Origin of the sequence: Microbacterium sufflavum (assembly GCF_023101165.1) — a bacterium.
GTDB lineage: Bacteria > Actinomycetota > Actinomycetes > Actinomycetales > Microbacteriaceae > Microbacterium > Microbacterium sufflavum.
In genome coordinates this window covers 1,372,353-1,398,763 of record NZ_CP078076.1, presented here as the reverse complement: position 1 = coordinate 1,398,763, position 26,411 = coordinate 1,372,353, and the positions used below count along the sequence as shown (strand labels likewise).

The following is a 26,411-nucleotide window of genomic DNA, read 5'->3' as shown; positions in this document are numbered from 1 at the left end:
CACAGTGTGATAGCTTAGCCCCTCGTTCACTAGCACGCTGTACTAATCGAGACGAGGACCGCGACGATGGGAATCGCGAACTGGCGCAACCGCCGCGTCCGCCACGGGTCAGGAGAACCACTGCGGCGGTACCGCTGGTGGCAGATGTTCAGCCGATCGCTGCGCTCGATCACCCTGGCGTCACCGGACGGCACGGCATCCATCTACACCGTCGACGTGCGCCACGGGGGTGACATGACCGACGGGGAGGTCCGCGCCCGCCTCTACGTCGACGGCGCACTGCGGTCGTACGCGAAGATGCCCACCCGCTTCGCGGTGCCCGGCGGCCACATCGAGGTCGCGATCACCGGCTTCGGGCTCAAGCGGTGCCATTACGTGCGCCCAGACGGCACCGAAGAACAGCTGTCACCCGATCCGCGATCGGCCGAGGGGCGCCGCGCCCGCCTGCACCACCGGCATCCCCGGGCGAGCCGTGCGATCGGCCTCATCTCCCTCACCCTCGTCGTCGTCGGACTCTGCGTCGAGGTTCCCCAGATCATCGAGGCTCTTTCGCAGATACCGCTGATCGCCGCATCGGTGGGCACCTTCACGTCCCCCATCCAGCTCCCCCTGCACATCAATCTGCTCATCGGGCTCGCGGCCGTCGCCGGCAGCACGGAGCGGGCCCTGCGGATGCGATCGAGCTGGATCGATGAACTCGCCAGTTGAGACCCCACGAAAGGAAACACCATCAGGAACCGCTCGCCGATCCGCAGCCGACGGAGGAACGATCATCGACGGCGATGGGTGGCACCGGTCGCCGCTGTCACCGCGGTCGCATCGCTGCTGCTGGCCGGCTGCACCGCCGCGACGCAGGACGACCGGGACGCCGCGCCCGAATCGGAAGCCGTGCAGGACTCGGACCTCGAGCGGTACAGGGGGCAGGAGCTCGACTTCGGGGCCTGTGACCCCGCGCTCGTGAGGTCGCAACCCGCCGTCCCTCAGGTCATCGATGCGGCGGAGAGCGCCGAGTGCGCGATGCTCACGGTGCCCCTGGATTACGAGGACCCCGCGGGTGAGACCATCGAGTTGGCGGTGGCCCGCATCGCAGCCACCGGCGAGGACCGCATCGGCTCGGTCGTGCTGAATCCCGGCGGACCAGGCGCGGCGGCGACGACGTTCGCCCCTCTGGTGGCCGCCCTGTGGTCGGGCGGGCCCCTCACCGACCGCTTCGACATCGTGGGCTTCGACACCCGGGGGGTCGGCCTCAGCCGCCCCGCCGTCGATTGCTACACCGACGACGAGCGAGACGCCGACGCTCCCCTCGCGGCACTCGGAGAGTGGACGGACGATTCCGCCCGCGAGATCGTCGAGAAGTGCGCCGATGGCACGGGCCGAGGCGATGTGCTCGCCCACCTCGGAACCCGCGATACCGCTCGCGACATGGACATCCTCCGAGCCGCGCTCGGCGACGAGAAGCTCACCTTCGCGGGTGTGAGCTACGGCACGCGCCTCGGAGCGGTCTATGCCGAGATGTTCCCGCAGAACGTCCGCGCCCTCGTCCTCGACGGCGCGGTCGACCCGCTCAAGAACACCCGGGAGCGTCGGATCCACCTCAGCGAGGGGCTGCAGGCGTCCTTCCAGCGCTTCGCCGACTTCTGTGCGGCCCAGGCCGATTGCCCTCTCGGCGCCGATCCCGCACGGGCGACGAGCGAGGCGCAGCGGCTCCTGCGGCCGCTTGTCGATGAACCGCTGATCGCCGCCGACGGCCGCGAGGTCGGCTTCCTCGCCGCCGGCGAAGGCATCGTCGCCGGGCTGTACTCCGAGGCGAGTTGGCCCGCGATCGCGGCAGGGCTGGCGGAGCTGAAGGCAGGTCGGCCGGATGCCCTGCTCGCGCTGCGCGACGGGTCATACGGCCGCTCCGAGAGCGGCGAGTACACGAACTCGTACGAGGCGCTCTTCGCGATCAACTGCCTGGACGAAGAACGCTTCACCGCCGAGGAGATGGCGAGGCTCGGCGAAGACCTCAACGATGCCGTACCGTTCCTCGACCCGGGGACCGCTCCCCCCACCCAGGACGGCTGCGAGTACTGGCCGTCCGAACCGACACTCGGCTACCCCTACGCGACGGACATCGACGGGCTTCCCGAGGTGCTCGTGGTGTCGGCCACGGGAGATCCGGTGACCCCTCACGACGGAGGCATCAGCCTCGCCGACACCCTCGGCGCCCGACTGCTCACCGTCGACGGCAACCAGCACGGCACCATCGTCTCCCGCAACGAGTGCATCGACGAGATCGTCGCCGACTACCTCGTCGACCTCGAACTCCCCGAGGACGGAGCGCGCTGCGCGCTGTGACCTCCTCCCTGGCGGCGCCTGGTCCCTCACCTGCTGCTCGCGCACGGCGAGGGACACGGGCACACCTCTCACTTGCTGTCGATGTGACCGATCGGATGGCCGCCGTCCGTGAACGCGGCGCGAGCAGCGGGCCAGCTGGTGTCGTCGACGTGCAGAGCGGTCCGCAGGTAGGCGGTGCTCATCCGCTGGATGACGGCGACCCGCTCGGGGTGCTCGTCGGTGGTCTCGGCGACGTCGTACCCCACGATGCCGCCGAGGGAGTGCTCGGCACCGTGGAGCGTGAGGAGATCCGTCGCACCGGGGCTGTGCGTATAGGCATCGGTGAACCAGTCCGGTCCGCGGCTGGACATCGCGGACTGGTCGTGGTCTCCGGCGACGACGAGGGTCGGCGTGCGAAGCTCCGCGAAGGACGGACGCATGAAGGGGAAGTTCGTCCGTGCGAAAGGGTGAAGGTGGTCGCCGCCGACACCGGTCGCCGCGAACAGGATGCCTGCGGTGACGCGTCGGTCGGACATGTCGTCGCCGACCGTGCCCGAGTCGTCGACGATCCGCGCCCCGAGCACGGACTGCGCGGTCTGTCCGCCCCAGGAATGACCGGTCGCGGCGACGCGCGTGCGATCGATGCGGCCGGAGAGACCGGGAACGGCGGCCTCGATGGTGTCGAGCTGGTCGAGGATGCGAGTGAGATCCGTGATCCGTTCGGTCCAGATCGTGGGGAACACCGGGTGATCGAACCCGAACCCGTTGCGGCGCGAGTCCAGATGCGTCGGCTGGATCACGACGAACCCGCGGGAGGCCCAGAACGCGGTGAGCGGCGCATACCCATCGAGGTTCCAGCCGTTGCCGTGGGAGAACAGCACGACGGGAAGGTTCGATCCCGTCGCGGGAGCGGACACCCGCACGTCGAGGGGAACCGCTCGGCCGGGCGCGGACACCGCCACGGGAGCGACGGAGACGACCGCGCGTCCGGCACCGATGATGCCGTCCAGCGTGTCGACGATGGATGAGGTCACGGCGAGTTCCTTTCCGAGGGGTGCAGCGCTCTGCGATAGTGGATATCGGAGCGCTGTTCCGCAACATTACGGAACAATGCTCCGTAATGCAAGCGAGCGCCGTCGAGGGAACCGGAGCAGGACATGAGCGAGGTCGAGAGCGAGCCGTCGCACGATGCGCGGCCGCAGCGAGCGGGTCGCCCGCGCCGGAGCGAGCAGGCTCTGCTCGAGGCGGCGGCAGCAGTGTTCGTGACGTCCGGGGTCGATGCTCCGGTCCGAGAGATCGCAGCGAAGGCGGGAGTCGGCGTCGGGACGATCTATCGTCACTTTCCGACGCGTTCCGAGCTGGTGGTCGCGGTGTACCGGCACCAGGTCGAAGCGTGCGCCGACGCCGGTCCCCGCCTTCTTGCGGAGAGCGCGACCCCCGAAGCCGCCTTGCGGGCGTGGGTCGCCCTGTTCGTGGAGTTCCTGGTCACCAAGCATGGCCTGCCCGGCGCACTGCAGGGCGACAGCGCCGGATCCGACGCCCTGCACACCTACTTCGTCGACCGTCTCGTCCCGGTGTGCGCCTCGCTCCTGGAGGCAGCGCGCGGGTCCGCGGAGGGGACGCCCGCGATCGATGCGTACACCGTGCTCCGAGGCATCGGGAACCTCTGCATCGGCGCGACCGGCGACGCGCGGTACCGGGCTGCCGACCTGGTGCAACTGCTCATCTCCGGCGTGCTCGCACCCGAAGCTCGCTGACCCCCTCGTCGAGCCGGCGTCAGCCCGCGCGCAGCGGCGAGCGCCGGGCCGAGGGACGCGACGCCTCCGGCACCAGGATCGCCAGCACGCGCACGAGCGTCGTCAGCCACAGCAGCCCCAGCCCGACCACGATCGCCTCGAGCGCCGTGACCGCGTACAGCCCGAACGGCAGCCACAGCACGACCGCCACCACCACGAGCACGCCCACCGCGATCGACGTCGCCACGAGCGCCGTCGGTCGCCCCGGTACCGCGACCGTGGTCAGTGCCGCGGCGGCCAGGAACAGCACGAGCGCCGCGAAGGCCGCGATGTCGTGCGGCAGGGGTGCCCGGTACAGGGGCAGCAGCCCCACGGCGGCGAGCGCCGCACCCGCGGCCGCCCACAGGCCCACGATCACGGCGATGCGCGGCAGGGCGTCGTCGCCCCGCAGGCGGTGCAGGTCACGGCCGATGTACGCGCCGACCGTGGCGACGAGCAGCCCGGCGACCACGAGCGTGCCGTTGAACGCCCACCCCACGCCGAGCTGCGAGAAGTTCTCCTCCCACCACCGCGGGTCGACCGCCGTCACCATCGCGAACAGCGTGCCGATCACCAGGAAGCCGAACAGGAGCCCGGCGAGGTCGGCCGTGCGCAGCCCGACCCCGGCCCCGAACGCGAACCGGCCGCCCACGGCCGCCGCGACCCCGGCGAGCAGACCGCCGCCCACCGCCCCGAGCTCGAGCCCGCGCAGCCCGACGGCCAGCACCTCCGCTGTGAGCAGCACGCCCATCACGGTCACGGCGCCGAACGCGAGCGTGAGTGCGCCTGCCGAGAGGTGCGACACGATCACCTGCCAGCGCGGCATCCCGGTGGTCTCGCCGCGACGGTGCCGCAGTGTGCTCACCGCGAAGGCCCCCGCGGCGATCACCCCGGCGACCACGGCGACCGGCATCGCCAGACCCGTCTCGCCGGTCAGCGGCCTGGACGCCCCGCGCAGCACGACGAGTCCCGCGCCGACGCCGAGCACGAAGCACACGGCGGTCGCCGCGACCGCTGCGGCCTCGGCGCGCAGCCTCCGGTCCCTCTCCATGCGCTCATGCAAGCACGGGGCGCCGACGTGCGCACCCCCGACTCCGCGCACGCCGGACACGCGACGAGGCCCGGAGCCCCGTGCGCTGCGGTGCTCCGGGCCTCGTCGATCTCCGGTCGCGCGCCCTCCGGTCGCCCGCGGATCAGGCGTCGACGTCGCCGCGCCAGGCGCCCGTCTCGACGCCGCGCCCCTCGATGAACTCCTTGAAGTTCTTGAGGTCCTTCTTCACGGCGTGCGAGCCGGCGCCGACGAGCGCGCCCACCTTCTCCAGCAGCCCCTCCGGCTCCCAGTCGAGCTGCACCGTGACGCGGGTCGACGTGTCGTCGAGCTTGTGGAAGGTCACCACCCCCGCGTGCTCGGTCTCGCCGCCGACGCTGTTCCAGGCGACACGCTCATCCGGGTGCTGCTCGGTGATCTCGGCGTCGAACTCGCGCTCCGCTCCACCCACGTTCACCTTCCAGTGCGTGTGGGTGTCGTCGGTCTGCGTGATGGACACGACCTCGTCGAGGAACCTCGGGAAGCTCTCGAACTGCGTCCACTGGTTGTATGCCGTGCGGACGGGAACGTCGACGTCGATGGTCTCGATGATCTGCACCATGGGATGCTCCTCTGCTGTTCGTCGTTCGTGTGCTTCCATTCAGGCGTCACGAGCCGGTATCGGCCACGGGGTTGACATCGCAGCGCGGATCGACGACGGTCCTCAGCTCGACGTCATCCGGCCGAAGGGCGCCTCGATGTCGGCCATCTCCATCTCAGCGGTGGCCTGGATGAGCGCCTGCAGCTCGGCGTCTGCTCCCGGCGCGAACTCCTCGGGGCGCTCGGGCGCGATGACGGACGGCACGCCCTCCGGCGCCTGCTGGTCGGCGATCAGCTCGGTGCCGTCGCCCGACGGCGACATCCCCTGGAAGATGCGTCCGGCCTCGGAACGGTCGTCCAGGTCGAACGAGTACTGCGTGCTCTGCAGACCGAGGTCGAGCAGCCGCTTCACCTCGGGGAAGCTCTCGGCGTTCGTCTTGGGGATCGGCAGGCTGGTGCGCCAGTTCACCCCCAGGGTCTCGAGCGCCTTCGCGTAGGCGTTCTCGTGCGCCTGGTCGCGCACGATGAGGTACGAGATCGTGGAGCGCGCCGTCTTGTTCGCCGTCATCTCGTACAGGCGGCACTTCTGCAGCCTGCCGGTCGACTCGAGCATGAGGTTGTAGAGCAGGTCGAGCACGAGGTTGCCGGAGTTGTACACGTAGCTGCCCATCCACGGGTTCCCCGCCGCGTCCACCGGCAGGGCGCCCTGCGCGCCGACCAGGTAGTGGTGGATGTTGCTGTGGTCGAGCGCGATCTCGAGCGGCACCGCGCCGCCGGCTCCCGGTGCATCTACCGGGGCGTCCTTCTTGCCCTGATACGCCGGAGAGCCGTCGAGCAGCCGGGAGATGGTCGTGCCGATCAGCTCGACGTGGCTGATCTCCTCGGTGCCGATGCCCTGGATGAGGTCGCGATACGGCTTGCCGGCGGGACCACGGAAGTTGATGCTCTGGAACAGGTACTGCATCATCGTGCGCATCTCGCCGAACTGGCCGCCCAGACCCTCCTGCAGCGCGTTGGCCGCCGCGGGGTCCGGTTCGTCGACCTCGATGTCGTTGATGAGCTGCTGCAGGTGGAAGTACATGTCGGCCTCCTCGCCGGGTCGCTTGTCGCTGGGGTGGCCCACTCTCCGCCTGGCCGGCGGATCCACCACCCCGATGGACGGGCCCGTAGTCGGCGCGTATCATCCCGCGCCCGCGGGCGCACTAGCGTGGAGGCCATGCGCATCCCCGCCGCGATCCGCGCCTCCCAGCGGTCACCGCTGCTGCAGGTCGTGAAGTCGGCCGCGGCCACGATCGCGGCCTGGCTGATCGCGGGCTGGGCCTTCCCGGGGCAGCTGCCCGTGTTCGCGGCGATCGCGGCCCTGCTGGTGGTGCAGCCGAGCGTCAACCAGTCGCTGTCCAAGGCGCTGGAGCGCAGCATCGGCGTGATCGTGGGGGTGGTGATCGCCGTCGCGCTGGGGCTCCTCCTCGGCTCACCGAGCTGGATCGTGCTGCTCGCGATCGTGGTGGCGATGCTCGTCGCCTGGATCTTCCGGGCCTCGCCGGGCACCGGCAACCAGGTCGCGATCTCGGCGATGCTCGTGCTGGCCCTGGGGTCGTCGAGCCCGGAGTATGCGATCGCCCGCATCGCCGAGACGCTGATCGGCGTGGTGATCGGCATCGTGGTGAACGCCCTGATCGTGCCGCCCGTGCTGGTCGAGCCGGCACGGCGCGACGTCGGACTCCTCGGGCGCGAGCTCGCGGCGAGCCTGGACCGCCTCGCCGATGCCCTCCCCGAGCCGCAGACCCCCGCGCGGCTGCAGGAGCTCATGCTCGAGGTGCGGCTGCTCCGACCGATGAAGGATGCCGCCGAGGCCGCGATCGCCGCCGGGGAGGAGTCGCTCACCCTCAACCCGCGCCGCTCGACCCACCGGGCCGACCTGGCGGAACTGCGGCAGCTGCTCGACCGCCTGTCCCCCATCGTCACGCAGACCATCGGGATGACCCGCGCCTACTTCGACCACTACGACGACCGCCTCGGCGAGGAGCCGGCGGTGGCCGCGATCGCGGAGCAGCTGCGCCGGGCGGGGCACGACGTGCGGCTCGCAGTGCAGTCGTCCGCGCCGGCGCCCGAGCCCGAGGCGCTGACCTCGGCGATCCCGGCCCTCACGGCGCCGCTGGTGGTCCGTCCGCCGTCGTCGCAGCACTGGATCCTCGTCGGGTCGCTCATGGAGGACCTGCGGCGGATCCGCGGGGAGCTGCTCGACGAGGAGTGACCGCGCGTACCCTGTGAGCATGGCCGGTATGACCGTGGACGCCGCCGTGGCCGAGCTCGCGGCGCTCGAAGATCCGAAGCAGCGCGCGGCGAACGAGAAGCGCGGCGACGACCACGGCATCAACCTCAGCCGGATGCGCGCCCTGGCCAAGCGGATCGGGACCGACCAGGCGCTCGCGACCGCGCTGTGGGCGACCGGCGACACCGCCGCCCGGCTCTTGGCGATCCTGATCTGCCGGCCGCGGGACTTCACCGCCGACGAGCTGGACGCCCTGCTGCGCGACACGCGTCCGCCGAAGGTCAACGACTGGTTCGTGAACTACGTCGTGAAGAAGTCGCCGCTCACGGAGGAGCTCCGCACCCGCTGGTTCGACGACCCGGATCCCACCGTGGCCGCGGCCGCCTGGTCGCTCACGACCGTGCGCGTCGCGAAAGAGCACGACGGGCTCGATCTCGACGCGCTGCTCGACCGCATCGAGCGTGACCTCGCCGACGCGCCGCCACGCTTGCAGTGGGCGATGAACGAGACGCTCGCGACGATCGGCATCTTCCACCGGGAGCACCGCTCCAGGGCCATCGACATCGGCGAGCGCCTGCGTGTCCTGGCGGACTACCCCACCGCTCCCGGCTGCACCTCGCCGTTCGCCCCGCTGTGGATCGCCGAGATCGTGCGGCGCCGCGAGGGCTGACGCTCGAGCGCGGCGTGGCGGGACCCGGTTCGCGCAGTGGCGGGTAACGTTATACACTTTTCTGATCGCGTGCACTCTGGGGGTGACCGCACTGGGCGGTCTCTGGTGTGCGCGGTGAAGACCACACACTGGGGAGAACCATGGCCACGCAAGATGAGCTGAACCAGCTGATCGACGACATCGCCCACGACATCAACGGCTTCATCGGCGCATCGATCGTCGACCTGGAGTCGGGGCTGCCGATCACGTCGAGCTCGACCCGAGCGGATTTCGATCTCGATGTCGCCAGCGCCTTCAACGCCGAGATCGTGAAGAACAAGAACCGCACGATCGAGGCGCTCGGCCTCGACGCCCACCTGGAGGACATGCTGCTCACGCTCGACACGCAGCTGCACCTCCTCAAGCTCATCGACGGCGGCATGTTCCTGTACATCGCGGCCGATCGGCAGGCGACCAACCTGGCGATGCTGCGCTCGTCGGTGAACCGCCACGTCACGGCGCTCGCCGCTTGACCGAGGAGGCCGTCGGGAGCGGCCTCGGAAGCTCGCGGCCACGCAGGGCACACTCCTCGGAGAAGCCGCTGAGGCGCTCTCGTTGGCGACGAGCAGACATGCCGACCCGATATCGCATGATCTTCGCGGGGCCCGTCGGCGCCGGCAAGACCACCGCGGTGCGCGCTCTGAGCGACGTGCCGCCGGTCGACACCGACGTGCCGATGAGCGCCACCGCGGCCCAGGGCGAGGACAAGACGACGACCACGGTCGGGCTCGACTTCGGCACGTGGCGGCCGACACCCGAGGTCTCTGTCGCGCTCATCGGCGTACCGGGGCAGCGCCGGTTCGCCGCAGCACGACCGAACGTGTCGCTGCCCGGCACCCGCATCCTGCTCTGGGTGCGGGGCGATCAGCCCACCATGACCTCCGACACGGCGGAGTGGTTGCGCCTGTTCCCCGCCGAGCTGCATCGGCTGATCATCGTCGTCAGCCACAGCGACAACCGATCGATCGGCTCGATCCGTCGGGCTCTCGCCGACGTGCTGCAGCAGTACGCGGTGCCACCCTCGCGCGTGCTCGCGGCCGACGCCCGCGACCGCGACAGCGTGATGCGCGTCGCCAGCGCTGCGCTCGACCTTCCGGAGGAGAACTGATGAGACCACACGGTGACGCGGAGGCCGCTCCGCACGACCCGTCACGCATGCACCCCGACATCGCCGGCAACTGGGCGCTCTGGTCGGGCATCGTGAACCAGTCCGCCATCACCCGGCTGGAGCAGCTGAAGAGCCGCTTCCCCGAGCTGACCTCGGCCGTCCTCGGCACCGCCGACGGCCTGCACATCGCCTCGATCGGACTCGACCCGCAGTCGGGCGAGCACCTCGCGGCCATGAACGGTTCGCTGTTCGGCGTGGCCCGCGCCGAGGCGGAGATCATCTCGGGCGGTACCGAACCCACGCTGTCCGCGATCGTCTCGCTGTCGGTGGAAGACAGCCAGATGGCGCTGCTGAGCTTCATCCTCGCGCCGTACGGGCAGCTGCTGCTGTCGGTATCGGCCGCGGAATCGCAGCTCGGCGCGGTCATCGTGCACGCGCGGTCCACGGCCTACGAGCTGCTGACCGCACTGGGCGTGACGGGAACGGGAGTCTGATGCAGATGCGATGATCGAGGGACCATGACTTCCCCGCCGCGGCTCGAGCCCGCCACCGTTCCCGACGCGGCCGATCCGGACGCCGTGTACCTGACGTTCGTGGAGTGGGTGGAGTCGACGGGCATCCGGCTCTACCCCGCCCAGGACGAGGCGCTCATCGAGATCGTCTCGGGGAACAACCTGATCCTCTCGACGCCCACCGGAACCGGCAAGTCGCTGGTGGCGGTGGGGGCGCACTTCGCCGCGCTCGTCGGCGACCGTCGGAGCTTCTACACGGCGCCGATCAAGGCGCTCGTGAGCGAGAAGTTCTTCGCCCTGGTCGACGTCTTCGGCGCCGAGAACGTCGGCATGATCACGGGCGACTCCTCGGTCAACGCGGACGCTCCCATCATCTGCTGCACCGCCGAGATCCTCGCCAACCTCGCCCTGCGGCACGGCAGCGACGCCGACGTGGGACTGGTTGTGATGGATGAGTTCCACTTCTACGCCGACCCGGAGCGCGGGTGGGCGTGGCAGGTGCCGTTGCTGGAGCTGCCGCAGGCGCAGTTCGTGCTCATGTCGGCGACCCTCGGCGACGTGACCGCACTCGCTGCCGACCTGACCCGACGCACGGGCAGGGAGACCGCGACGGTCACGGGTGTCGAGCGCCCAGTGCCGCTGCACTTCTTCTACGAGACGACGCCCATCCACGAGACGATCGACGACCTGCTCGCCACCGGGCAGGCGCCGGTCTACATCGTGCACTTCTCGCAGTCGGCGGCCATGGAGCGCGCCCAGGCGCTGTCGAGCACGAAGGTCGCGTCGCGCGAGCAGCGCGACGAGATCGCGGCCCTGATCGCCGAGTTCCGCTTCACCACGGCGTTCGGCAAGACGCTGTCGCGGTTCCTGCGCGCCGGCATCGGCGTGCATCACGCGGGCATGCTCCCGAAGTACCGCCGCCTGGTCGAGCAGCTCGCCCAGCGCGGACTGCTACGGGTGATCTGCGGCACCGACACGCTGGGGGTCGGCATCAACGTGCCCATCCGCACGGTGCTGCTGACCGCCCTGACGAAGTTCGACGGCACGCGGATGCGGCAGCTCAACGCCCGCGAGTTCCATCAGATCGCGGGGCGTGCGGGGCGTGCGGGCTTCGACACCGCGGGCACCGTCGTGGCCCAGGCTCCGGAGCACGAGACCGAGAACCTCGCCGCGATCCGCAAGGCCGGAGACGACCCGAAGAAGAAGCGGAAGATCATCCGCAAGAAGGCGCCCGACGGGTTCGTGTCGTGGGGCGAGCCGTCGTTCCGCAAGCTCATCGACGCGACACCCGAGACGCTGACCTCGCACATGCAGATCACCAGCGCCATGATGCTCAACGTGATCGCGCGCGGCGGCGACGTGTTCGCCCACATGCGCCGCCTGGTCTACGACAACCACGAGACCCGCGTCCGACAGCGGGAGCTGGCGCTCCGGGCGATCGGCATCTTCCGCACGCTGCGGGAGTCGGGAGTCGTGCAGCGCACCGCCGACGGCGACATCCGCCTCACGGTCGACCTGCCGCCGAACTTCGCCCTCAACCAGCCGCTGTCGCCGTTCGCCCTCGCCGCGTTCGACCTGCTCGACCCCGACCCGTCCGCGGGGACCGGCACGGGCTCGTACGCGCTCGACATGATCTCGATCGTGGAGTCGACGCTCGACGACCCGCGCGCCGTGCTCAGCCAGCAGGAGTTCCTCGCCCGCGGCGAGGCGGTCGCGGCGATGAAGGCGGAGGGGATCGAGTACGACGAGCGGATGGAGCTGCTGGAGCAGATCACCTACCCACGCCCGCTCGACGAGCTGCTGGACGCCGCGTTCGAGACGTTCAGCGCCGCGCAGCCGTGGATCCGCGACTTCTCCCTCCGCCCCAAGTCGGTCGTGCGCGACATGTACGAGCGGGCCATGTCGTTCGGGGAATACGTCGCGTTCTACAAGATCGCCCGGTCGGAGGGCGTGGTGCTGCGCTACCTGTCCGACGCCTACCGCGCGGCATCGCAGACGATCCCCGAGGAGCGCAAGGACGAGGACCTCCGCGACCTCATCGCGTGGCTGGGCGAGCTCGTGCGCCAGATCGACTCCAGCCTGCTCGACGAGTGGACCGAGCTCGCGACGGGCACCGACAACGGCGGCTTCGACCCGCACGCGCCGGACGAGCCGATCGTGCCGCCCGCCCCGAAGCGCCTCACCGCCAACACCCGGGCGTTCCGCATCCTGGTGCGCAACGAGCTGTTCCGTCGCGTGCAGCTGGCCGCGCGGGAGGACGTGGCGGCGCTCGCCGAGCTCGACCCCGGCTTCGGCGCCGACGCCTGGTCGGACGCGCTCGACGGCTACTTCGCCGAGCACGACGAGGTCCTGACCGGTGCCGACGCCCGCAGCTCCCGGCTGCTGCTGCTCACCGAGGGCCCGACGGCCTGGACCGCGCGGCAGATCCTCGACGACCCCGCGGGCGACCACGACTGGGGCATCAGCGCCACGATCGACCTCGCCGCCTCAGACGAGGCCGGCGAGGCGGTGGTCACCGTGACCGCCGTCGACCGGCTCTGAGCCGGCGCGGGACCGACGGGCGTCAGGCCTGCATCACCGCGAGCACGTTGCCCGCCGGGTCGCGGAACCACGCGATGTCGGGCCCGCGTCCGTCGCCGCGCACGATCCCGCGGTCGTCCGAGGGGAACACGTCGTCGGGGTAGATTTTCGTCTCGACCCCCTTGGCGCGCAGCTCGTCGACCGCGGCATCCACATCAGCCACCGGGAAGTTCAGGATCGTGAAGCTCGCCGGCTCGTGGTTCGGTTTGTCGTACACGAGGATGCTGCCGCCGCTGGCGAGCCGCAGCTCGAGGAAGCCCATCGCATTCCGGGCGACCTCGAGCCCGAGGGTCTCGCCGTAGAACCGTTGCGCCGCGTCGAGGTCGTCGACACTGAAACCGCTGAACGCATCCTGCACCGTGAACGCCGTCATGTTCCCAGGATCCGCCGTCGCAGGACCCCTGTCGACCCCCTTCACGACGCAGCCCGCACCAGTCGCGTCACGAGATCGACGTGACCGAATCCCGTTCGACGATACGGATGTGCGAGCCGAGCGTGACGTCGCGCGGCGGCCCCCCGCGCAACTGCTGCACCAGCTCGTCGACCGCAGCGGTTCCGAGCTCTTGCAGTGGGAGTTCCAGGGTCGTCAGCGCCGGCGTCAGGTACGCCGCCATCGGCAGGTCGTCGTACGACAGCAGAGACACCTCGTGCGGAACCCGGCGCCCCAGGACCTGCAGAGATTTCAGGGCTCCGATCGACTGCGGCAGCGTGCCGGCGTAGATCGCGGTGATGTCGGGCCGCTCGCGCAGGATCTCCTCGACGGCGGCGTACCCGCCCGCCTCCGAGAAGTCGGCGTGGACCACGTGCGGTATCGGCGCATGCGACCGAGCGGCGGCCTCCAGGAACCCCCGTTCCCTGTCCCGTGCCGGGCTCAGCCCGCCGGGGCCCGAGATGTGCGCGACCGCGCGGTGGCCCAGGCCATGCAGGTACTCGTACGCGACCCGGCTCGCGAGTTCCAGGTCCACGGTGACATTGCGTCCGGAGTCCGGCACGGTGCGGTTGACGAACACGTGGGGGATCGCAGCGAGGCGGCCCGACTCGATGAGCGGGTGATCCTGTCGGGCACTCGCGATGAGCAGGCCATCCACGCGACCGGCGTCCACCAGGTCGGTGAAGTCGGCCCGCGCATCGGTCTCCTCATTGTCCTCGGCCAACAGCACCACGTAGCCGAGATCGTGCGCGCGCTGATAGGCGCCGCGGGCGATGCGGGCGTAGACGGGGTTCGTCAGGTCAGGGATCAGCAGCGACAGCGCACCGGTGGTCGATGCGGCGAGCGCTCGCGCCCCGGCGTGCGGAGAGTACTGCAGGCGCTCGGCAGCGTCGAGCACGCGCGCGCGGGTGCTGGGCCGCACATTCAGCGTCTCGTCACGGCTGAGGATCCGGGAGGCGACGGATTTGGTCACGCCGGCGAGTTCGGCGACGTCGATCAGACGGACTCGCCCGCGAGCTGGGGGTGAATCGGGCACGCGTCATCTTCTCATGCGGGCTGTGCCGGGCCCGGGGTCCCCGAACCCGGCACAGCGGTCTTGCGTCAGCTCGCCGGCGATCAGGCGTCGCGGCTGTAGTCGACGTACACGGTCTTGCGCTGGGTGTAGCGCTCGAAGCCGTGATGCCCGTCATCGCCGCCGAGACCCGACATCTTCCACCCCGTGTGGAAGCCCGACACCTCTTCCGGGCCCACCCGGTTGATGTACACCTCGCCGAACGCGAGTGCGTCCGTTGCGCGCAGGGCCGTGCGGATGTCGGTCGTGTAGACGTAGGCGGTGAGACCGTACGGGGTGGAGTTGGCGAAGTCGAAGACCTCGTCCTCGTCGTCGAACGGCACGATCGGCAGCACCGGCCCGAACACCTCCTGCTGCACGATGTCCATCTCGTTCGTCACACCCGTCAAGACCGTCGGGGCGTACCAGAACCCCGGATTCCCTTCGGACCCCGACGGCCGCCCGCCGCCGATCTCGACCTTCGCACCGGCCGCCACCGCCGCCGCCACCATGTCGTCGACCTTCGCCCATTCCTCCGCCGACACCTTCGGGCCCATCTGCGAGTCCTCATCGAGCGGATCCCCCACCCGCAGGCCGCGGACCTTCTCGACGAGCCGAGCGACGAACTCGTCGAACACCGACCGGTGCACGTACGTGCGCTCGTTGCAGGTGCACACCTGACCGCAGTTCATGAACCGCGCCTCGAATGCGTCCTGCACGGCGCGTGGAAGGTCGGCGTCGCCGAACACGATGAAGGGGGCCTTGCCTCCCAGCTCGAGCGACACCGGGATGACCTTCTTCGCCGCGCGCTCGAGGATCTCGACCCCCGCCCTCGTGGACCCGGTGACCGTGATCATCGACGTGTCCGGGTGGTCGATCAGCGCCGTCCCCACGACGCTGCCGCGCCCCGTGAGCACGCTGAGGAGCCCGTCGGGAACGCCCGCGTCCTGACAGATCCGCGCGAGGGCGAGGGACGAGAGCGGAGTGACATCGCTCGGCTTGACGATGATGGCGTTGCCGGTCATCAGCGCGGGAGCCACCTTGCGAGCGAAGATCGCTGCCGGGAAGTTCCACGGGATGATCGCCACGACCACACCCAACGGCTCCTCGCGGATGATCAGCTGACGCTCCGCACTCGACGGCGTGACGACCTCGCCCTCCGTGCGGTACTTCTGGCTCATCGCAAAGTCGAAGAACGCCCGCACGCCCTGGATCTCTCCGCGTGCCTCGGTGATGGTCTTGCCCTGCTCGGCGACGACCAGCTGCGCCAGCTCTTCCGCGTTCTCCTCGACGCGTCGGATGATCTCGGCCAGGACGGCCGCGCGCGCGGTCGCCGGGCGACGCGCCCAGTCGCGCTGCGCACGCACCGCGGCCGAGACCGCGGCATCGACGTGCGAGGCGTCGGCGGCGGGGACCTCGGCGAACACAGTACCGGTGGCGGGGTTGACGACCGGACGGGTGTCTTCTGCGTCGCGCCAGTCACCGCCGACCAGCATGCGCGGCGTGGTGCCGAGTAGGGTTCCTTCGCCCAGGAGCGGGCGGGGAGTGATGGTGGACATGCAAGCTCCTCGAATCGAGACGATCAGTTGAAGTAGGTTCCGCCCTCGACGTTGAACGTCTGGCCGGTGATGTAGTCGGAGCCGGATCCTGCGAGGAACACCGCCATCGGCACGATGTCCGACGGCACGGAGGTGCGCCCGAGGGGGATGGTCTCACCGATGCCCTTGAACGTCTCGCCCTCGGCCTTGCCCGTGATCGCGCCGAACTGCTTGTCGACCTCCTTCCAGTAGGGAGTGTCGACGACACCGGGGGCGATCGCGTTCACATTCACGCCGTACGGCGCAAGGGCGAGCGCGACCGACTGCGTGACCGAGATCACCGTCGCCTTCGAGGCGCAGTAGGCGGTGACCAGGGCCTCACCGCGGCGACCCGCGACCGAGGCCATGTTGATGATCTTGCCGCTGCGCTGACGACGCATCGGTTCTGCCGCCGCCTGGGTGAGGAAGAACAGCCCCTTCACATTCACGGCGAAGATCCGGTCCCACTCCTCGGGCGTGGTGTCCCACACCGCCTTGATCAGGCCGATGCCGGCGTTGTTGACGAGCACGTCGAGGCGGCCGTGCTCCTCGACGACGTCGGCCACGAGCTGTGCGGACGCGGCAGGATCGGCCACGTTCAGAACTCGAGCGGAGGCATGTCCTCCGCTGGCCTCGATCTCGCGGACGACGGTCTCCGCGCCCTCCAGGTTGAGGTCGGCGATGACGACGTGGGCGCCTTCGGCGGCGTAACCGAGCGCCATGGCACGGCCCATACCCGAGGCGGCGCCGGTGATGAGTGCGATCTTGCTGTCGAGAGTCGACATGTGGGTTCCCTTTCTCGAAGGAGTGGTGGTGGTCAGTGTTCTCGTCGCCGGCTGAGGAGCGTCTGCACGATCATCGCCAGGACGAGGAACACGCCGGTGAACAGGTCCTGGACATAGGCGTTGAGCGAACCGAGCTGGTTGATGAGGTTGTCGATCATCGCGATGAGGAGCACGCCCGAGAGCGCGCCCAGCATGGTTCCGACCCCGCCGGTGAGCAGCACTCCGCCGATCACCGCCGCGGCGATGGACTTCAGCTCGTACGTCGACCCCAAGCTGGCGACGCCGGACGAGAGCCGCGAGGCCAGCAGCGCGCCGGCGAGCCCGGCCAGTGCACCGCTGATCGTGTACACCTGCACCTTCACGCGCGTCACGTTGACGCCCATCATCCGGGCGGCTTCCTCGTTGCCACCCAGGGCGAACATCCGCGACCCGAACGGGGTGCGGTTGAGAACCACGGCAGCGACCACGAACGCCAGCAGCAGGATCCAGACGAGGTTGGGCAGGCCCAGGGTGCTGCCGTTGGCGATCGACGTGAAGACGCCGGAATCGATCACGATGCTCGAATTCGCGAGGGCCACCGCGATGCCGTTCACCGCCAACAGTGCCGAGAGGGTGATGATGAAGGGCGCCATGCGGGCCTTGCCGACGAGGATGCCGTTGACGAGGCCCAGCACGGTTCCGGCGACGATGGGCGCGAGCAGAGCCGCCACCCACCCGGCCGGTGCCGCCAGCGCGGCGAGCACCGTGCCGAGGCCGATCATCGAACCCACCGAGAGGTCGATCCCGCCGGTGATGAGCACGAAGCTCTGCCCGATGGTGATCAGCCCGATGAAGCAGGCAGCGGTGACGATGTTTGCGGCGTTGTCGATCGTGCCGAACGACGGTGACACGAACGTCGCCACGATGCCGACCGCGACCAGCACGCCCACGATCCCGTAGCGCTGCATGCCGGATGCCCATCGCCCCGGGCCGTGCGACGACGCGCTCGTCCGTCGCGAGGGATCCTGCGCCAGGGCCGTCATCGTGCGTCCTTCCCAGCACGCTGCAGGAAGAGGGCGACCACGATGAGGACCGCCTTCAGTACCTGCGCGTACGCGAAATCGAGGTTGTTCATGATGAACGTGGTGTCGAGCACCTGGAGGAAGACCGCTGCGGCGACCGTGCCCCCGATGTTGATGCGACCGCCGACGAGCGGCGTGCCGCCGATCACCACGGCGGCGATCGCGGTCAGCTCCAGATGGATGCCGATGAAGCTGGGATCGGACGCCCCGATGCGCGCCGACACGAAAGCGCCGGCGAGACCGGCGAGACCGGCGCTGAGGGCGTAGATCGCGATGAGCGTGCGGTTGCGCGGCGTACCCGTGAGGTGGGCGGCCGCGCGGTTCGAGCCCGCGAAGAGCGCGTACCGTCCGAACGTCGTCTTCTTGACCAGCAGCCACATCGCCGCCGCCACGACGACCGCGATCAGTGCGACGGCAGGGATGCCGAACAGCACGGCATTGCCCAGCCACTCGAACAGGCCGTCGCCGGGCAGCGGGCTGCGCGCCCCACCCGAGAGGGCTTGAGCGAGGCCGCGGACGGCGACCAGCAGCCCGAGGCTGGTGATGAGCGGGTTGATGCGCAGGTAGGCGATCATGGTGCCGTTGAGCACACCCAGAGCCGCTGCGACCAGAACTCCCGTCAGCAGCGCCACCACCTCGCCGTACCCGAGATACAGCGCGATCATCGCGGACGACAGCGACATCACCGACCCGACCGACAGGTCGATCCCCCCGGTTCCGATAGCGAGTGTCTGGCCGACCGCGATCAGCACGATCGGAGCGACGGCGAACAGCACGTTCTGCAGGGTGGCGACGGTCGCGAAGCCGGAGGTGGCCACCAGGTTGTAGACGATGAGCACCACCAGCGCGATGTAGACGGTCGAGGTGCGCGCGAAGTGCGCGAGCTTCTCCCGGGGTGTGCGCTCGGGGATCACCACCGACGTGGTCGTGGTCGTAACGCTCACGGGTTCCCTCCCGTCATCGTCAGAGAGCCGGCAGAGGCGGCCGAGAGCAGACCGACGACATCGGCCGGATCGACGGCGAGCGGATCGAGCTCGCCCACCACCGCTCCCTCGCTCAGCACGACGAGCCGGTCGCACAGGGCGAGCAGCTCCTCCGTCTCACTGGAGGTGACCAGCACACCGATACCCCGTTCGGCCAGGGAACGCACCACCCGGTGCACCTCGGCCTTCGCGCCGACATCGATCCCGCGGGTGGGGTCGTCGAGCAGCACGACCTTGGGCTCGGTGGCGATCCACCGCGCCAGCAGCACCTTCTGCTGGTTGCCGCCGGACAGCTCGGAGATCGGCTGCTCCACACCCGCGGCCTTGAGTCGCAGCTCGTCGGCGAACCGGGACACCAGGGCGCTCTGCTCCCGTGGTCGCACCACACCGAAAGTCGACAGTCGGCCGAGGACCGCCGCGGTCAGGTTCTCGCGCACACTCAGTCCGGGGAAGATGCCCTCGTGGCGCCGATCCTCTGAGAGGTAGGCGATCCCGGCTCGCAAGGAGCGGGCAGGAGAGGACCGCGTGAGCGCTGTCCCCTCGAGTCGGATCGTGCCCCCGTCCGGGCGGATCGCCCCGTACACGGCTTTGCAGATCTCCGTCCGCCCGGACCCCAGCAGACCGAGCAGTCCGACGATCTCGCCACGGCGCACGGCGAACGACACGTCGTGGAGGCGATTGCCCCACGTGAGCCCCTCGACGTCGAGCACGGTGTCCCCGTCGTCGAGCGCGGCCATGCGCTCCCGGTGCTGCGCCGGGTCGCGCTGGGTGTCGTTGAGGGCGATGCCCCCGAGCATGGCGGCCACGAGCTCGGCCGGAGGCAGCTGCGCCGGGGTGCTCTCGAGGACGAAGCGCCCGTCGCGGAGCACCGTGAAGCGGTCGCACAGCTCATACAACTCGGACATGCGGTGGCTGACGAGCATGATCGCCAGCCCCTCGTCCCGCAGCTGCCGGACGACGCCGAACAGGATGTCGATCTCGGTGCCGTTGAGCGCCGACGTGGGTTCGTCGAGGATCACCGCCCTCGCCTCGAAGGCCACCGCGCGTACGATCGCGACCATCTGCTGCATCCCCAACGACAGCGACGACAGCGTCGCCCTGGCCGAGATCCCCAGACCGAACCGGTCGAGGATCGCCTGAGCCTCGGCGACGGCAGCCCGCTTGCGCAGGAACCCCGCCCGCCGCGGCTCGCGCCCGAGGAGGATGTTCTCCGCCACCGTGCGCTCCGGGATGAGGTTCACCTCCTGATAGACGGTGCTGATGCCCGCAGCCTGGGAGTCCTTGGGCCGTTGGAACCGTACGGGACGACCGTCGAGCAGAACCTCGCCGCCGTCCTGCTGGTAGAACCCGGTGATGATCTTGATGAGCGTGGACTTTCCGGCGCCGTTCTCGCCGTTCAGCCCGTGCACCTCGCCGGCCCGGAGCGTCAGCGACGCCCCTTTGAGGGCGCGGACCCCGTTGAAGCTCTTCGTGATGTCGCGGGCTTCGAGGATCACGTTCGTCTCGGGCGACCTCATGCGCCCGTCCTCTCGCGCAGTGTCATGGCGGGGCTCAGTACGCTCGTCCGGAGTCGAGCGCGTCTTGGGCATTCTTCTTCGTGTAGAGCTCGTCCTTCATGATGATCTTCTGCGACACCGGGTCTCCGGCGAACCAGTCCTTCAGCAGGTCCAGCGCGGCGGGTCCGAACCGGGGGTTCGTCTCTACGATCGCGGCGATGTCGCCCGAGGCGACGTGCTTCACCGCGTCCTTCGTGCCGTCGATCGACACCACGGTGACGTCGGCGCCCGGCGTCAGTCCGGCCTGCGAGATGGCCGTCAGAGCGCCCAGCGCCATGGTGTCGCTGTGCGTATAGACCGCGTTGATGTCGGGGTTGGACGACAACAGCTGCGCCAGGACCTCCTGCGCCTCACTGGTCGCCCAGTTGCCGGTCTGCTGGGCGACCACGTCGATTCCGGAGGCGTCCTTGGTCGCTGCGGCGAACCCCTTGGTGCGCAACGTCGCCACGTCGCTCCCCGGTGCGCCCTGGATCTCGGCGACCACGCCCTTGCCGCCCAGGGCGTCGATCATCGCCTCACCCGCGCGCTGCCCCTGCTTCTCGAAGTCGGAGCCCATGAATGAAATGAAGTCGGTGCAGGGCTGGCCCGCGGTCTCGCGGTCGATCGTGATGACCGGAATGCCCTTGGCCTTGGCTGCCTCGAACGCGCTCTGCAGGCCCGTGGCGCTGATGGGCGCCACGATCAGTGCGTCCACGCCCTGGTTGATCATCGACTGGATGTCGCTGAGCTGCTTGGCCTGGTCGCTGTTGGCGTTCGTGTAGACGAATTCCGACCCGGCGTCTTCGACGGACTGCCGCACCGACGCGGTCTCGGTCGCTCGGAACGGGTTCTGCTCGTTCTCCGACTGCGAGAAGCCGATCTTCAGCTCCGACAGCTTCTTGTCGGATGGCTTCGGGTTGACGCAGGTGGCTTCCGAGCTGCTCTCGACGACCTGCTCGGTACCCTTGCCGTTCGCCGCCGCACCGCCGCCGTCGTCGAGCGGCTTCGCGCAGCCGCTGACCGCGATGAGCATTCCGGCAGCCAGGGCGGCCGCCGTGATGATGCGCGTGGATCTCATGACATCTCCTTTGATTTCTGATGGACAGCCGTCTGCTGTGGCGGCGGCCGAGGGTCAGGCTCGCAGCGATGCGAGCCGGTCGAAGTCGAGGTCGAGGCCGTGACCCGGCCGATCCGGCGCGGTCACGACGCCGTCGACGATCGGCATGGTCTCTGCGAGGTACGGCTCGAGGCTGAAGCCGTGCGCCTCCATGTAGGTGCGATTCGGTGCCGCGGCGAGGCAGTGCACGGTGAGGTCGTGCACCCCGTGGCTGGTCACCGGCAGGTTGTGCGCCTCGGCGAGCGCCGCGATCTTGCGGAACACGGTCATGCCTCCGCAGTTGCTCACGTCGGGTTCGGGGTACGTGACGGCCTCGGCGTCGATCGCGGCGCGGAACTCGTACAGCGTGTGCAGGTTCTCTCCGGCGGCGATGGGCAGCCCTCCGGCGGCCAGCACCCGAGCCTGGCCGCGCAGGTCGTCGGGGATCACCGGCTCCTCCAGCCACAGCAGGTCGAAGGCGCGCAGCTCACGGGCGGCCGCGATGGCCTGATCCGCCGACCAGCGCATGTTCGCGTCGACCATGAGCGGGAAGCCGTCGCCGAGGTGCTCGCGCATCGCGGCGACACGTGCGACGTCCTCGCGCAGGTCGGGACGACCGACCTTCATCTTGATCGCACGGAAGCCCTGGGCACGGAACCCGTCGGCCTGGGCGAGCAGCTGCTCGGTACTGAACTGCAGGTCGATGCCACCCGCATAGACGGGCACGCGCGGGTCGAAGCCGCCGAAGACGCGCCAGAGGGGCTGACCCATCCGGCGGGCCTTCAGATCCCACAGCGCGATGTCGACCGCGGAGATCGCCGAGGTGACGTGCCCGCCGCGACCCGCGTAGTGCAGGTGCCACCACATCTTCTGCCACAGCGCGTCGATCAGATCGGCGTCCTCACCGCGCAGGATGTCGCCGAGGTAGGGGTCGATCATCCGCGCGACCGCGTCGCCTCCCGCGTTGACCGTGTAGGTGTACCCCATTCCGGTAGCGCCATCGGCATCGGTGATCCGCACGACGATGAGCTCGAAGTCGAGCATGTCGCCGTGCATGCTGTCCGACAGAGCGGTCGCCAGCGGCACCCGGTACAGGTCGGTACGAACGTTCGTGATCTTCGCCATTGATGAGTGCTCCGAATCGAGGAGTCCTGCGGACCCCGCTAGAAAACCGATTTCCTAACCATACACAGATCGGCTACTGTTGCCAACCATCCGGTTCGCCGCACGGGAGCGGACGGTGTCATCGCCACGAAGGAGAGGACGACGCATGCGGATCGTCATCACGGATTGCGACCACGATGCGATCGCGGAGGAGACCGCCGTCGCCGCCGCGCACGGGATCGCGCTGAAGCTGTTCCAGTGCCGCACGGAAGACGAGGTGATCGCCGCAGCAGCCGGTGCAGACGCGATCCTCGTGCAGTACGCCCCCATCACGGCGCGCGTCCTCGACGCGCTCCCGCAGCTGCGAGCGATCGGTCGGTACGGGGTCGGTGTCGACACGGTCGACGTGGCAGCCGCGACAGCGCGCGGCGTCGCGGTGTGCAATGTGCCCGACTACGGGACCGAGGACGTGTCGGATCACGCGATCGCGCTCGCCCTGTCCCTCGTGCGGGGGGTGACCGAGCTGGACCGCCGGACCCGCGCCGGCACCTACGCCCTCAGCGGTGTGAAGCCCCTGCACCGCATCTCGGCCCTGACCTTCGGCGTGGTGGGAGTCGGCCGCATCGGTGCCGCCACCGCGCGCAAGGCCGCCGCTCTCGGCTTCGCCGTCGTCGGCCACGACCCCCGCACCGAGGCATCGGGCGGAGGGGTGACGCTCGTCGGGCTCGACGAGCTGCTCGCGACAGCCGATGTCGTGTCGCTGCACGTGCCGCTCGACGAACGCACCCGTCACCTCATCGACGACGACGCGCTGCAGCGAATGAAGCCGGGAGCGATGCTGGTGAACACCTGCCGCGGCGGGGTGGTCGACACGGCAGCGCTCGTGCGCGCCCTCGGCGACGGCCGCATCAAGTCGGCCGCGCTGGACGTCTTCGAGGAAGAGCCGCTCCCGCCCACCAGCGCGCTGCTGCAACTGCCGTCCGTCGTGGTCACGCCGCACACCGCCTGGTACAGCGAGGAGTCCGAGGCCGAACTGAAGAGGCGGACGATCGAGAACGTGGTGGAGTTCTGCGCCGGACGCGCACCGCGCGACCTGCTGAACCCGGAGGTGAGCAAGTGAACGGAAACTCCATGAGAGCCGCGATCTGGGAGGGCCCGGATCTCGTCCGCATCGCCGACGCCCCGCGCCCCGCTCTCCGCGCGGGCGAGTCGCTGGTGCACGTCGAGCTGACCGGCCTGTGCGGCACCGACTTCTCGATCCTGCACGGCACTCATCCGCGCGCCGCGGCCCCCCTGATCCCGGGACACGAGGTCACCGGTCGGGTCGTGAGCGGTGACGACCCCGAGCTGCACGGGCGACGGGTGGCGGTGCTTCCGCTCCTCAGCTGCGGCACGTGCACCCCCTGCCGCGACGGCCTCGCGCACGTCTGTGAACGGCTCGGCCTGTACGGGATCGACGAGCCCGGCGGGCTCGCGGAGTTCGCCGCCTTCCCGCACGACCGGCTTTTCCCGGTCGACGACGCGGTGCCGGTGCGGACCGCGGCGCTTATCGAGCCGCTCGCCGTCGCGGTGCACGCGGTCCGGCGGTCGGGGCTGACCGGAGGAGAGACGGTGGCGGTGTTCGGAGCCGGTCCGATCGGCATCCTCACCGCGCTCGTCGCGCAGCACTATGGCGCCCGACGAATCCTGGTCGTCGAGCCGGGCGATGACCGACGCGCCCTGGCCGAGACGCTCGGTTTCGAGACGCTGCCCGCGACGGACGATGCAGCGGAGGCTATCCGGGCGGCCATCCCCGGCGGCGCGCGCATCGTCTTCGACTCCGCCGCCCACCCCTCGGTCGCCCGGCAGCTGCCGCGTGCGGCCGCGGTGCGGGGCACGATCGTGCTGGTCGGCGTCTACAAGAAACCGGTCGAGCTCGACCTGCAGGCGGTGACCTTCACCGAGCAGACGCTCGTCGGGGTGCGGGTGTACACGACCGCGGACTTCCGCGATGCCGTGGGCCTCGTGGAGAGCGACGCCCTCGGTCTGGAGCGTCTGCCGGTCTCGGTGTATGACCTGGCCGAGACCACGCAGGCGTTCGCGGAAGCCACCTCAGCGGGCGCCGCCCTCAAGGTGCTCGTCGCTCCAGACACCGTGGCGGCGGCGGAGGCCCAGCGATGAGCGCCGCGCCGTTCCGGCTCGACGGACGTACGGCGGTCGTCACCGGAGCATCGCGCGGGATCGGTGCCGCGGTGGCGGAAGGACTGCTCCGTGCCGGTGCCGATGTCATCACGATGCAGCGCGGCGGTCATGCCGCGCACCTCGAGGACGTCGCGCGGGAGTGCGACGCCTCCCTGTCGGCGGTCGCGGTGGACCTTGCCTCCGTCGACTCGATCGATCGCGCCTGCGACGAGGTGCTGGCCCGGGGAACGGTCGACGTGCTCGTCAACAACGCGGGCATCCAGGCGCGGCACGCCGCCGAGGCCTTCCCGCTGGACGAGTTCGAGGCGGTGCTCGCCGTGAACACCCGCGCCGCCTTCCGGCTCGCACAGCGCTTCGGCGCGGTCATGCTGGAGCGGGGTTCCGGGCGGGTGGTGAACATGGCCTCGCTGCTGAGCTTCCAGGGCGGGCTGCGCGTGGCCGCCTACGCCGCGTCGAAGGGTGCCGTGGCGCAGCTCACCAAGGCGCTGTGCAACGAGTGGGCGGCCCGCGGCGTCAACGTCAACGCGGTCGCGCCGGGCTACATCGCGACCGACATGAACGAGGCGCTGCTCGACGACGGCATCCGTCGGACCCAGATCCTGGAACGGATCCCGGCCGGGCGCTGGGGCAACCCGGACGACCTCGCGGGCGCGGTCGTGTTCCTCGCCTCCGATGCGGCGGCCTATGTGCACGGTGTCGTGCTGCCCGTCGACGGCGGATGGCTCGCCCGGTGAGCGGCCCGGAGCCGAGCGCCACGGTGCCTGCGGTCGACGTCGTCACGCTGGGTGAGACCCTCGCGCTGTTCCGCTCCACAGGCGTCGGGCCGCTGGCCCACAACACCGACTTCACGCTGAGCGTGGGCGGAGCCGAGAGCAACGTCGCCATCGCCGTGACACGGCTGGGCGGCACGGCGGCATGGTGCGGGCGCGTCGGTGACGATGCCTTCGGCGAGCTAATCCTCCGGGAACTGCGGGCAGAGGGCGTCCGCGTGCACGCCGTCGTCGACGCCGCAGCCCCCACGGCTCACATGGTGCGGATCGCCCGCACCCCGGTGCTGGCTCAGGTGACCTATGCCCGCGCGGGCAGCGCGGGCTCCCGGCTCGGTCGGACGGACGTGCCCCAGGAGGTGCTGCGCGCTGCACGGATCTTGCACGTGACCGGAATCACAGCCGCGCTGTCGACGACCGCCCTCGACACCGTGGTCGGCACGATCGCCGACGCCCGCGCCCACGGGGTGACCGTGTCGTTCGACGTGAACCATCGCGCCGCCCTCTGGGACGCCGCCACGGCATGCGCCGTGTACCGACGGCTGCTTCCCGAGGTCGACATCGTCTTCGCGGGCGCCGACGAGGCACAACTCGTGCTCGACCAGGACGCGGAGCCGGAGCAGCTGGCGCGACGGCTCGCGGACCTCGGGCCCCAGCAGGCGGTGGTGAAGCTCGGCGCCGAGGGATGCGTGGCCGTGATCGACGGCGAGCGGCATGCGGCACCGGGCATCGCCATCGAGCCGGTAGACACCGTCGGCGCAGGTGACGCGTTCGTCGGCGGCTACCTCGCCGAACTCGCGGCGGGGCGAGAGCCGGCCGAGCGCCTGGCGACTGCGAACGCCGCCGGAGCGTTCGCCTGCCTCAGCCCCGGCGACTGGGAGGGGCTCCCGCGCCGATCCGAGCTCGGACTGCTCTCGGCGACGGAACCCGTCATCCGCTGAC

Annotated in this window: 26 protein-coding genes; 13 read left to right on the top strand and 13 right to left on the bottom strand. The window is 69.9% G+C overall.

What is annotated here, in order from left to right; genetic code table 11:
* The first annotated feature begins 66 nt into the window (after positions 1 to 66).
* Complete coding sequence (locus KV394_RS06945; protein WP_136045205.1) at positions 67 to 708, top strand: hypothetical protein; 642 nt, start codon at positions 67 to 69, stop codon at positions 706 to 708.
* Positions 709 to 786: 78 nt separating this feature from the next.
* Entirely contained in the window at positions 787 to 2,337 is a 1,551-nt protein-coding gene (locus KV394_RS06940) for an alpha/beta hydrolase (protein WP_247982656.1), read from the top strand.
* A gap of 68 nt (positions 2,338 to 2,405) precedes the next feature.
* Here the strand turns inward: KV394_RS06940 and KV394_RS06935 are convergent, their stop codons facing one another.
* Complete coding sequence (locus KV394_RS06935; RefSeq protein ID WP_136045207.1) at positions 2,406 to 3,350, bottom strand: alpha/beta hydrolase family protein; 945 nt, start codon at positions 3,348 to 3,350, stop codon at positions 2,406 to 2,408.
* Positions 3,351 to 3,473: 123 nt separating this feature from the next.
* Here KV394_RS06935 and KV394_RS06930 point away from each other — a divergent pair, with 123 nt between their 5' ends.
* Positions 3,474 to 4,073 (top strand): TetR/AcrR family transcriptional regulator, encoded by a 600-nt coding sequence (locus tag KV394_RS06930; RefSeq protein ID WP_136045208.1) that lies wholly within the window; start codon positions 3,474 to 3,476, stop codon positions 4,071 to 4,073.
* A 19-nt stretch (positions 4,074 to 4,092) separates the two neighbouring features.
* On the opposite strand, the gene KV394_RS06925 is transcribed toward KV394_RS06930, so the two are convergent.
* The 3 genes from KV394_RS06925 to KV394_RS06915 all read right to left on the bottom strand — a co-directional run bounded on the left by KV394_RS06925 (position 4,093) and on the right by KV394_RS06915 (position 6,799).
* Positions 4,093 to 5,142, bottom strand: a complete 1,050-nt coding sequence (locus tag KV394_RS06925; protein WP_240745391.1) for a DUF998 domain-containing protein — start codon at positions 5,140 to 5,142, stop codon at positions 4,093 to 4,095.
* A gap of 142 nt (positions 5,143 to 5,284) precedes the next feature.
* Positions 5,285 to 5,740: an SRPBCC family protein gene (locus KV394_RS06920; protein ID WP_247982655.1), complete on the bottom strand. Its 456-nt coding sequence runs from the start codon at positions 5,738 to 5,740 to the stop codon at positions 5,285 to 5,287.
* A gap of 102 nt (positions 5,741 to 5,842) precedes the next feature.
* On the bottom strand, positions 5,843 to 6,799 hold the full coding sequence (locus tag KV394_RS06915; protein ID WP_247982654.1) for a manganese catalase family protein: 957 nt from the start codon (positions 6,797 to 6,799) through the stop codon (positions 5,843 to 5,845).
* Between the two features lie 135 nt (positions 6,800 to 6,934).
* Here KV394_RS06915 and KV394_RS06910 point away from each other — a divergent pair, with 135 nt between their 5' ends.
* From KV394_RS06910 to KV394_RS06885, 6 genes are all read left to right on the top strand, one after another.
* Positions 6,935 to 7,972, top strand: a complete 1,038-nt coding sequence (locus KV394_RS06910) for an FUSC family protein (RefSeq protein ID WP_136032684.1) — start codon at positions 6,935 to 6,937, stop codon at positions 7,970 to 7,972.
* A gap of 19 nt (positions 7,973 to 7,991) precedes the next feature.
* The gene (locus tag KV394_RS06905; RefSeq protein WP_136045493.1) at positions 7,992 to 8,660 is read left to right on the top strand and encodes a DNA alkylation repair protein; all 669 of its coding nucleotides are present in this window, start codon (positions 7,992 to 7,994) and stop codon (positions 8,658 to 8,660) included.
* A 140-nt stretch (positions 8,661 to 8,800) separates the two neighbouring features.
* Entirely contained in the window at positions 8,801 to 9,172 is a 372-nt protein-coding gene (locus tag KV394_RS06900; RefSeq protein WP_247982653.1) for a roadblock/LC7 domain-containing protein, read from the top strand.
* Between the two features lie 98 nt (positions 9,173 to 9,270).
* Entirely contained in the window at positions 9,271 to 9,807 is a 537-nt protein-coding gene (locus KV394_RS06895; protein WP_136045495.1) for a GTP-binding protein, read from the top strand.
* Positions 9,807 to 10,301 (top strand): roadblock/LC7 domain-containing protein, encoded by a 495-nt coding sequence (locus tag KV394_RS06890; RefSeq protein WP_136036683.1) that lies wholly within the window; start codon positions 9,807 to 9,809, stop codon positions 10,299 to 10,301. Before KV394_RS06895 ends, KV394_RS06890 begins: the two co-directional genes overlap by 1 nt.
* Before the next feature lie 24 nt (positions 10,302 to 10,325).
* Entirely contained in the window at positions 10,326 to 12,860 is a 2,535-nt protein-coding gene (locus KV394_RS06885) for a DEAD/DEAH box helicase (protein WP_247982652.1), read from the top strand.
* A gap of 22 nt (positions 12,861 to 12,882) precedes the next feature.
* Here KV394_RS06885 and KV394_RS06880 read toward each other — a convergent pair whose 3' ends face one another.
* From KV394_RS06880 to KV394_RS06840, 9 genes are all read right to left on the bottom strand, one after another.
* The gene (locus KV394_RS06880) at positions 12,883 to 13,272 is read right to left on the bottom strand and encodes a VOC family protein (protein WP_136036685.1); all 390 of its coding nucleotides are present in this window, start codon (positions 13,270 to 13,272) and stop codon (positions 12,883 to 12,885) included.
* 67 nt (positions 13,273 to 13,339) lie between these two features.
* Positions 13,340 to 14,365, bottom strand: coding sequence for a LacI family DNA-binding transcriptional regulator (locus KV394_RS06875; RefSeq protein ID WP_205814383.1), 1,026 nt, complete (start codon positions 14,363 to 14,365; stop codon positions 13,340 to 13,342).
* An 80-nt stretch (positions 14,366 to 14,445) separates the two neighbouring features.
* A complete protein-coding gene (locus KV394_RS06870) occupies positions 14,446 to 15,939 on the bottom strand; it encodes an aldehyde dehydrogenase family protein (protein ID WP_247982651.1) in 1,494 nt (497 codons plus the stop codon).
* Between the two features lie 23 nt (positions 15,940 to 15,962).
* A complete protein-coding gene (locus KV394_RS06865; RefSeq protein WP_247982650.1) occupies positions 15,963 to 16,742 on the bottom strand; it encodes a glucose 1-dehydrogenase in 780 nt (259 codons plus the stop codon).
* A 32-nt stretch (positions 16,743 to 16,774) separates the two neighbouring features.
* Complete coding sequence (locus KV394_RS06860) at positions 16,775 to 17,764, bottom strand: ABC transporter permease (RefSeq protein WP_136032665.1); 990 nt, start codon at positions 17,762 to 17,764, stop codon at positions 16,775 to 16,777.
* Positions 17,761 to 18,747, bottom strand: a complete 987-nt coding sequence (locus KV394_RS06855) for an ABC transporter permease (RefSeq protein ID WP_168443130.1) — start codon at positions 18,745 to 18,747, stop codon at positions 17,761 to 17,763. Before KV394_RS06855 ends, KV394_RS06860 begins: the two co-directional genes overlap by 4 nt.
* Positions 18,744 to 20,303, bottom strand: coding sequence for a sugar ABC transporter ATP-binding protein (locus KV394_RS06850; protein WP_247982649.1), 1,560 nt, complete (start codon positions 20,301 to 20,303; stop codon positions 18,744 to 18,746). The genes KV394_RS06855 and KV394_RS06850 overlap by 4 nt, the downstream gene beginning before the upstream one ends.
* Positions 20,304 to 20,337: 34 nt before the next feature.
* Complete coding sequence (locus KV394_RS06845; protein WP_205814384.1) at positions 20,338 to 21,399, bottom strand: ABC transporter substrate-binding protein; 1,062 nt, start codon at positions 21,397 to 21,399, stop codon at positions 20,338 to 20,340.
* 54 nt (positions 21,400 to 21,453) lie between these two features.
* On the bottom strand, positions 21,454 to 22,542 hold the full coding sequence (locus KV394_RS06840) for a mandelate racemase/muconate lactonizing enzyme family protein (protein WP_247982648.1): 1,089 nt from the start codon (positions 22,540 to 22,542) through the stop codon (positions 21,454 to 21,456).
* Positions 22,543 to 22,687: 145 nt separating this feature from the next.
* On the opposite strand from KV394_RS06840, the gene KV394_RS06835 reads away from it, so the two are divergent.
* Genes KV394_RS06835 through KV394_RS06820 form a run of 4 tightly spaced genes read left to right on the top strand, consistent with a single transcriptional unit; the run spans position 22,688 to position 26,410 of the window.
* The gene (locus tag KV394_RS06835) at positions 22,688 to 23,641 is read left to right on the top strand and encodes a C-terminal binding protein (RefSeq protein WP_247982647.1); all 954 of its coding nucleotides are present in this window, start codon (positions 22,688 to 22,690) and stop codon (positions 23,639 to 23,641) included.
* Between the two features lie 11 nt (positions 23,642 to 23,652).
* The gene (locus KV394_RS06830) at positions 23,653 to 24,681 is read left to right on the top strand and encodes a zinc-dependent alcohol dehydrogenase (RefSeq protein ID WP_247982646.1); all 1,029 of its coding nucleotides are present in this window, start codon (positions 23,653 to 23,655) and stop codon (positions 24,679 to 24,681) included.
* Entirely contained in the window at positions 24,678 to 25,436 is a 759-nt protein-coding gene (locus KV394_RS06825) for an SDR family oxidoreductase (protein ID WP_247982645.1), read from the top strand. The genes KV394_RS06830 and KV394_RS06825 overlap by 4 nt, the downstream gene beginning before the upstream one ends.
* Entirely contained in the window at positions 25,433 to 26,410 is a 978-nt protein-coding gene (locus tag KV394_RS06820) for a sugar kinase (protein WP_247982644.1), read from the top strand. The genes KV394_RS06825 and KV394_RS06820 overlap by 4 nt, the downstream gene beginning before the upstream one ends.
* Position 26,411 lies beyond the last annotated feature (1 nt).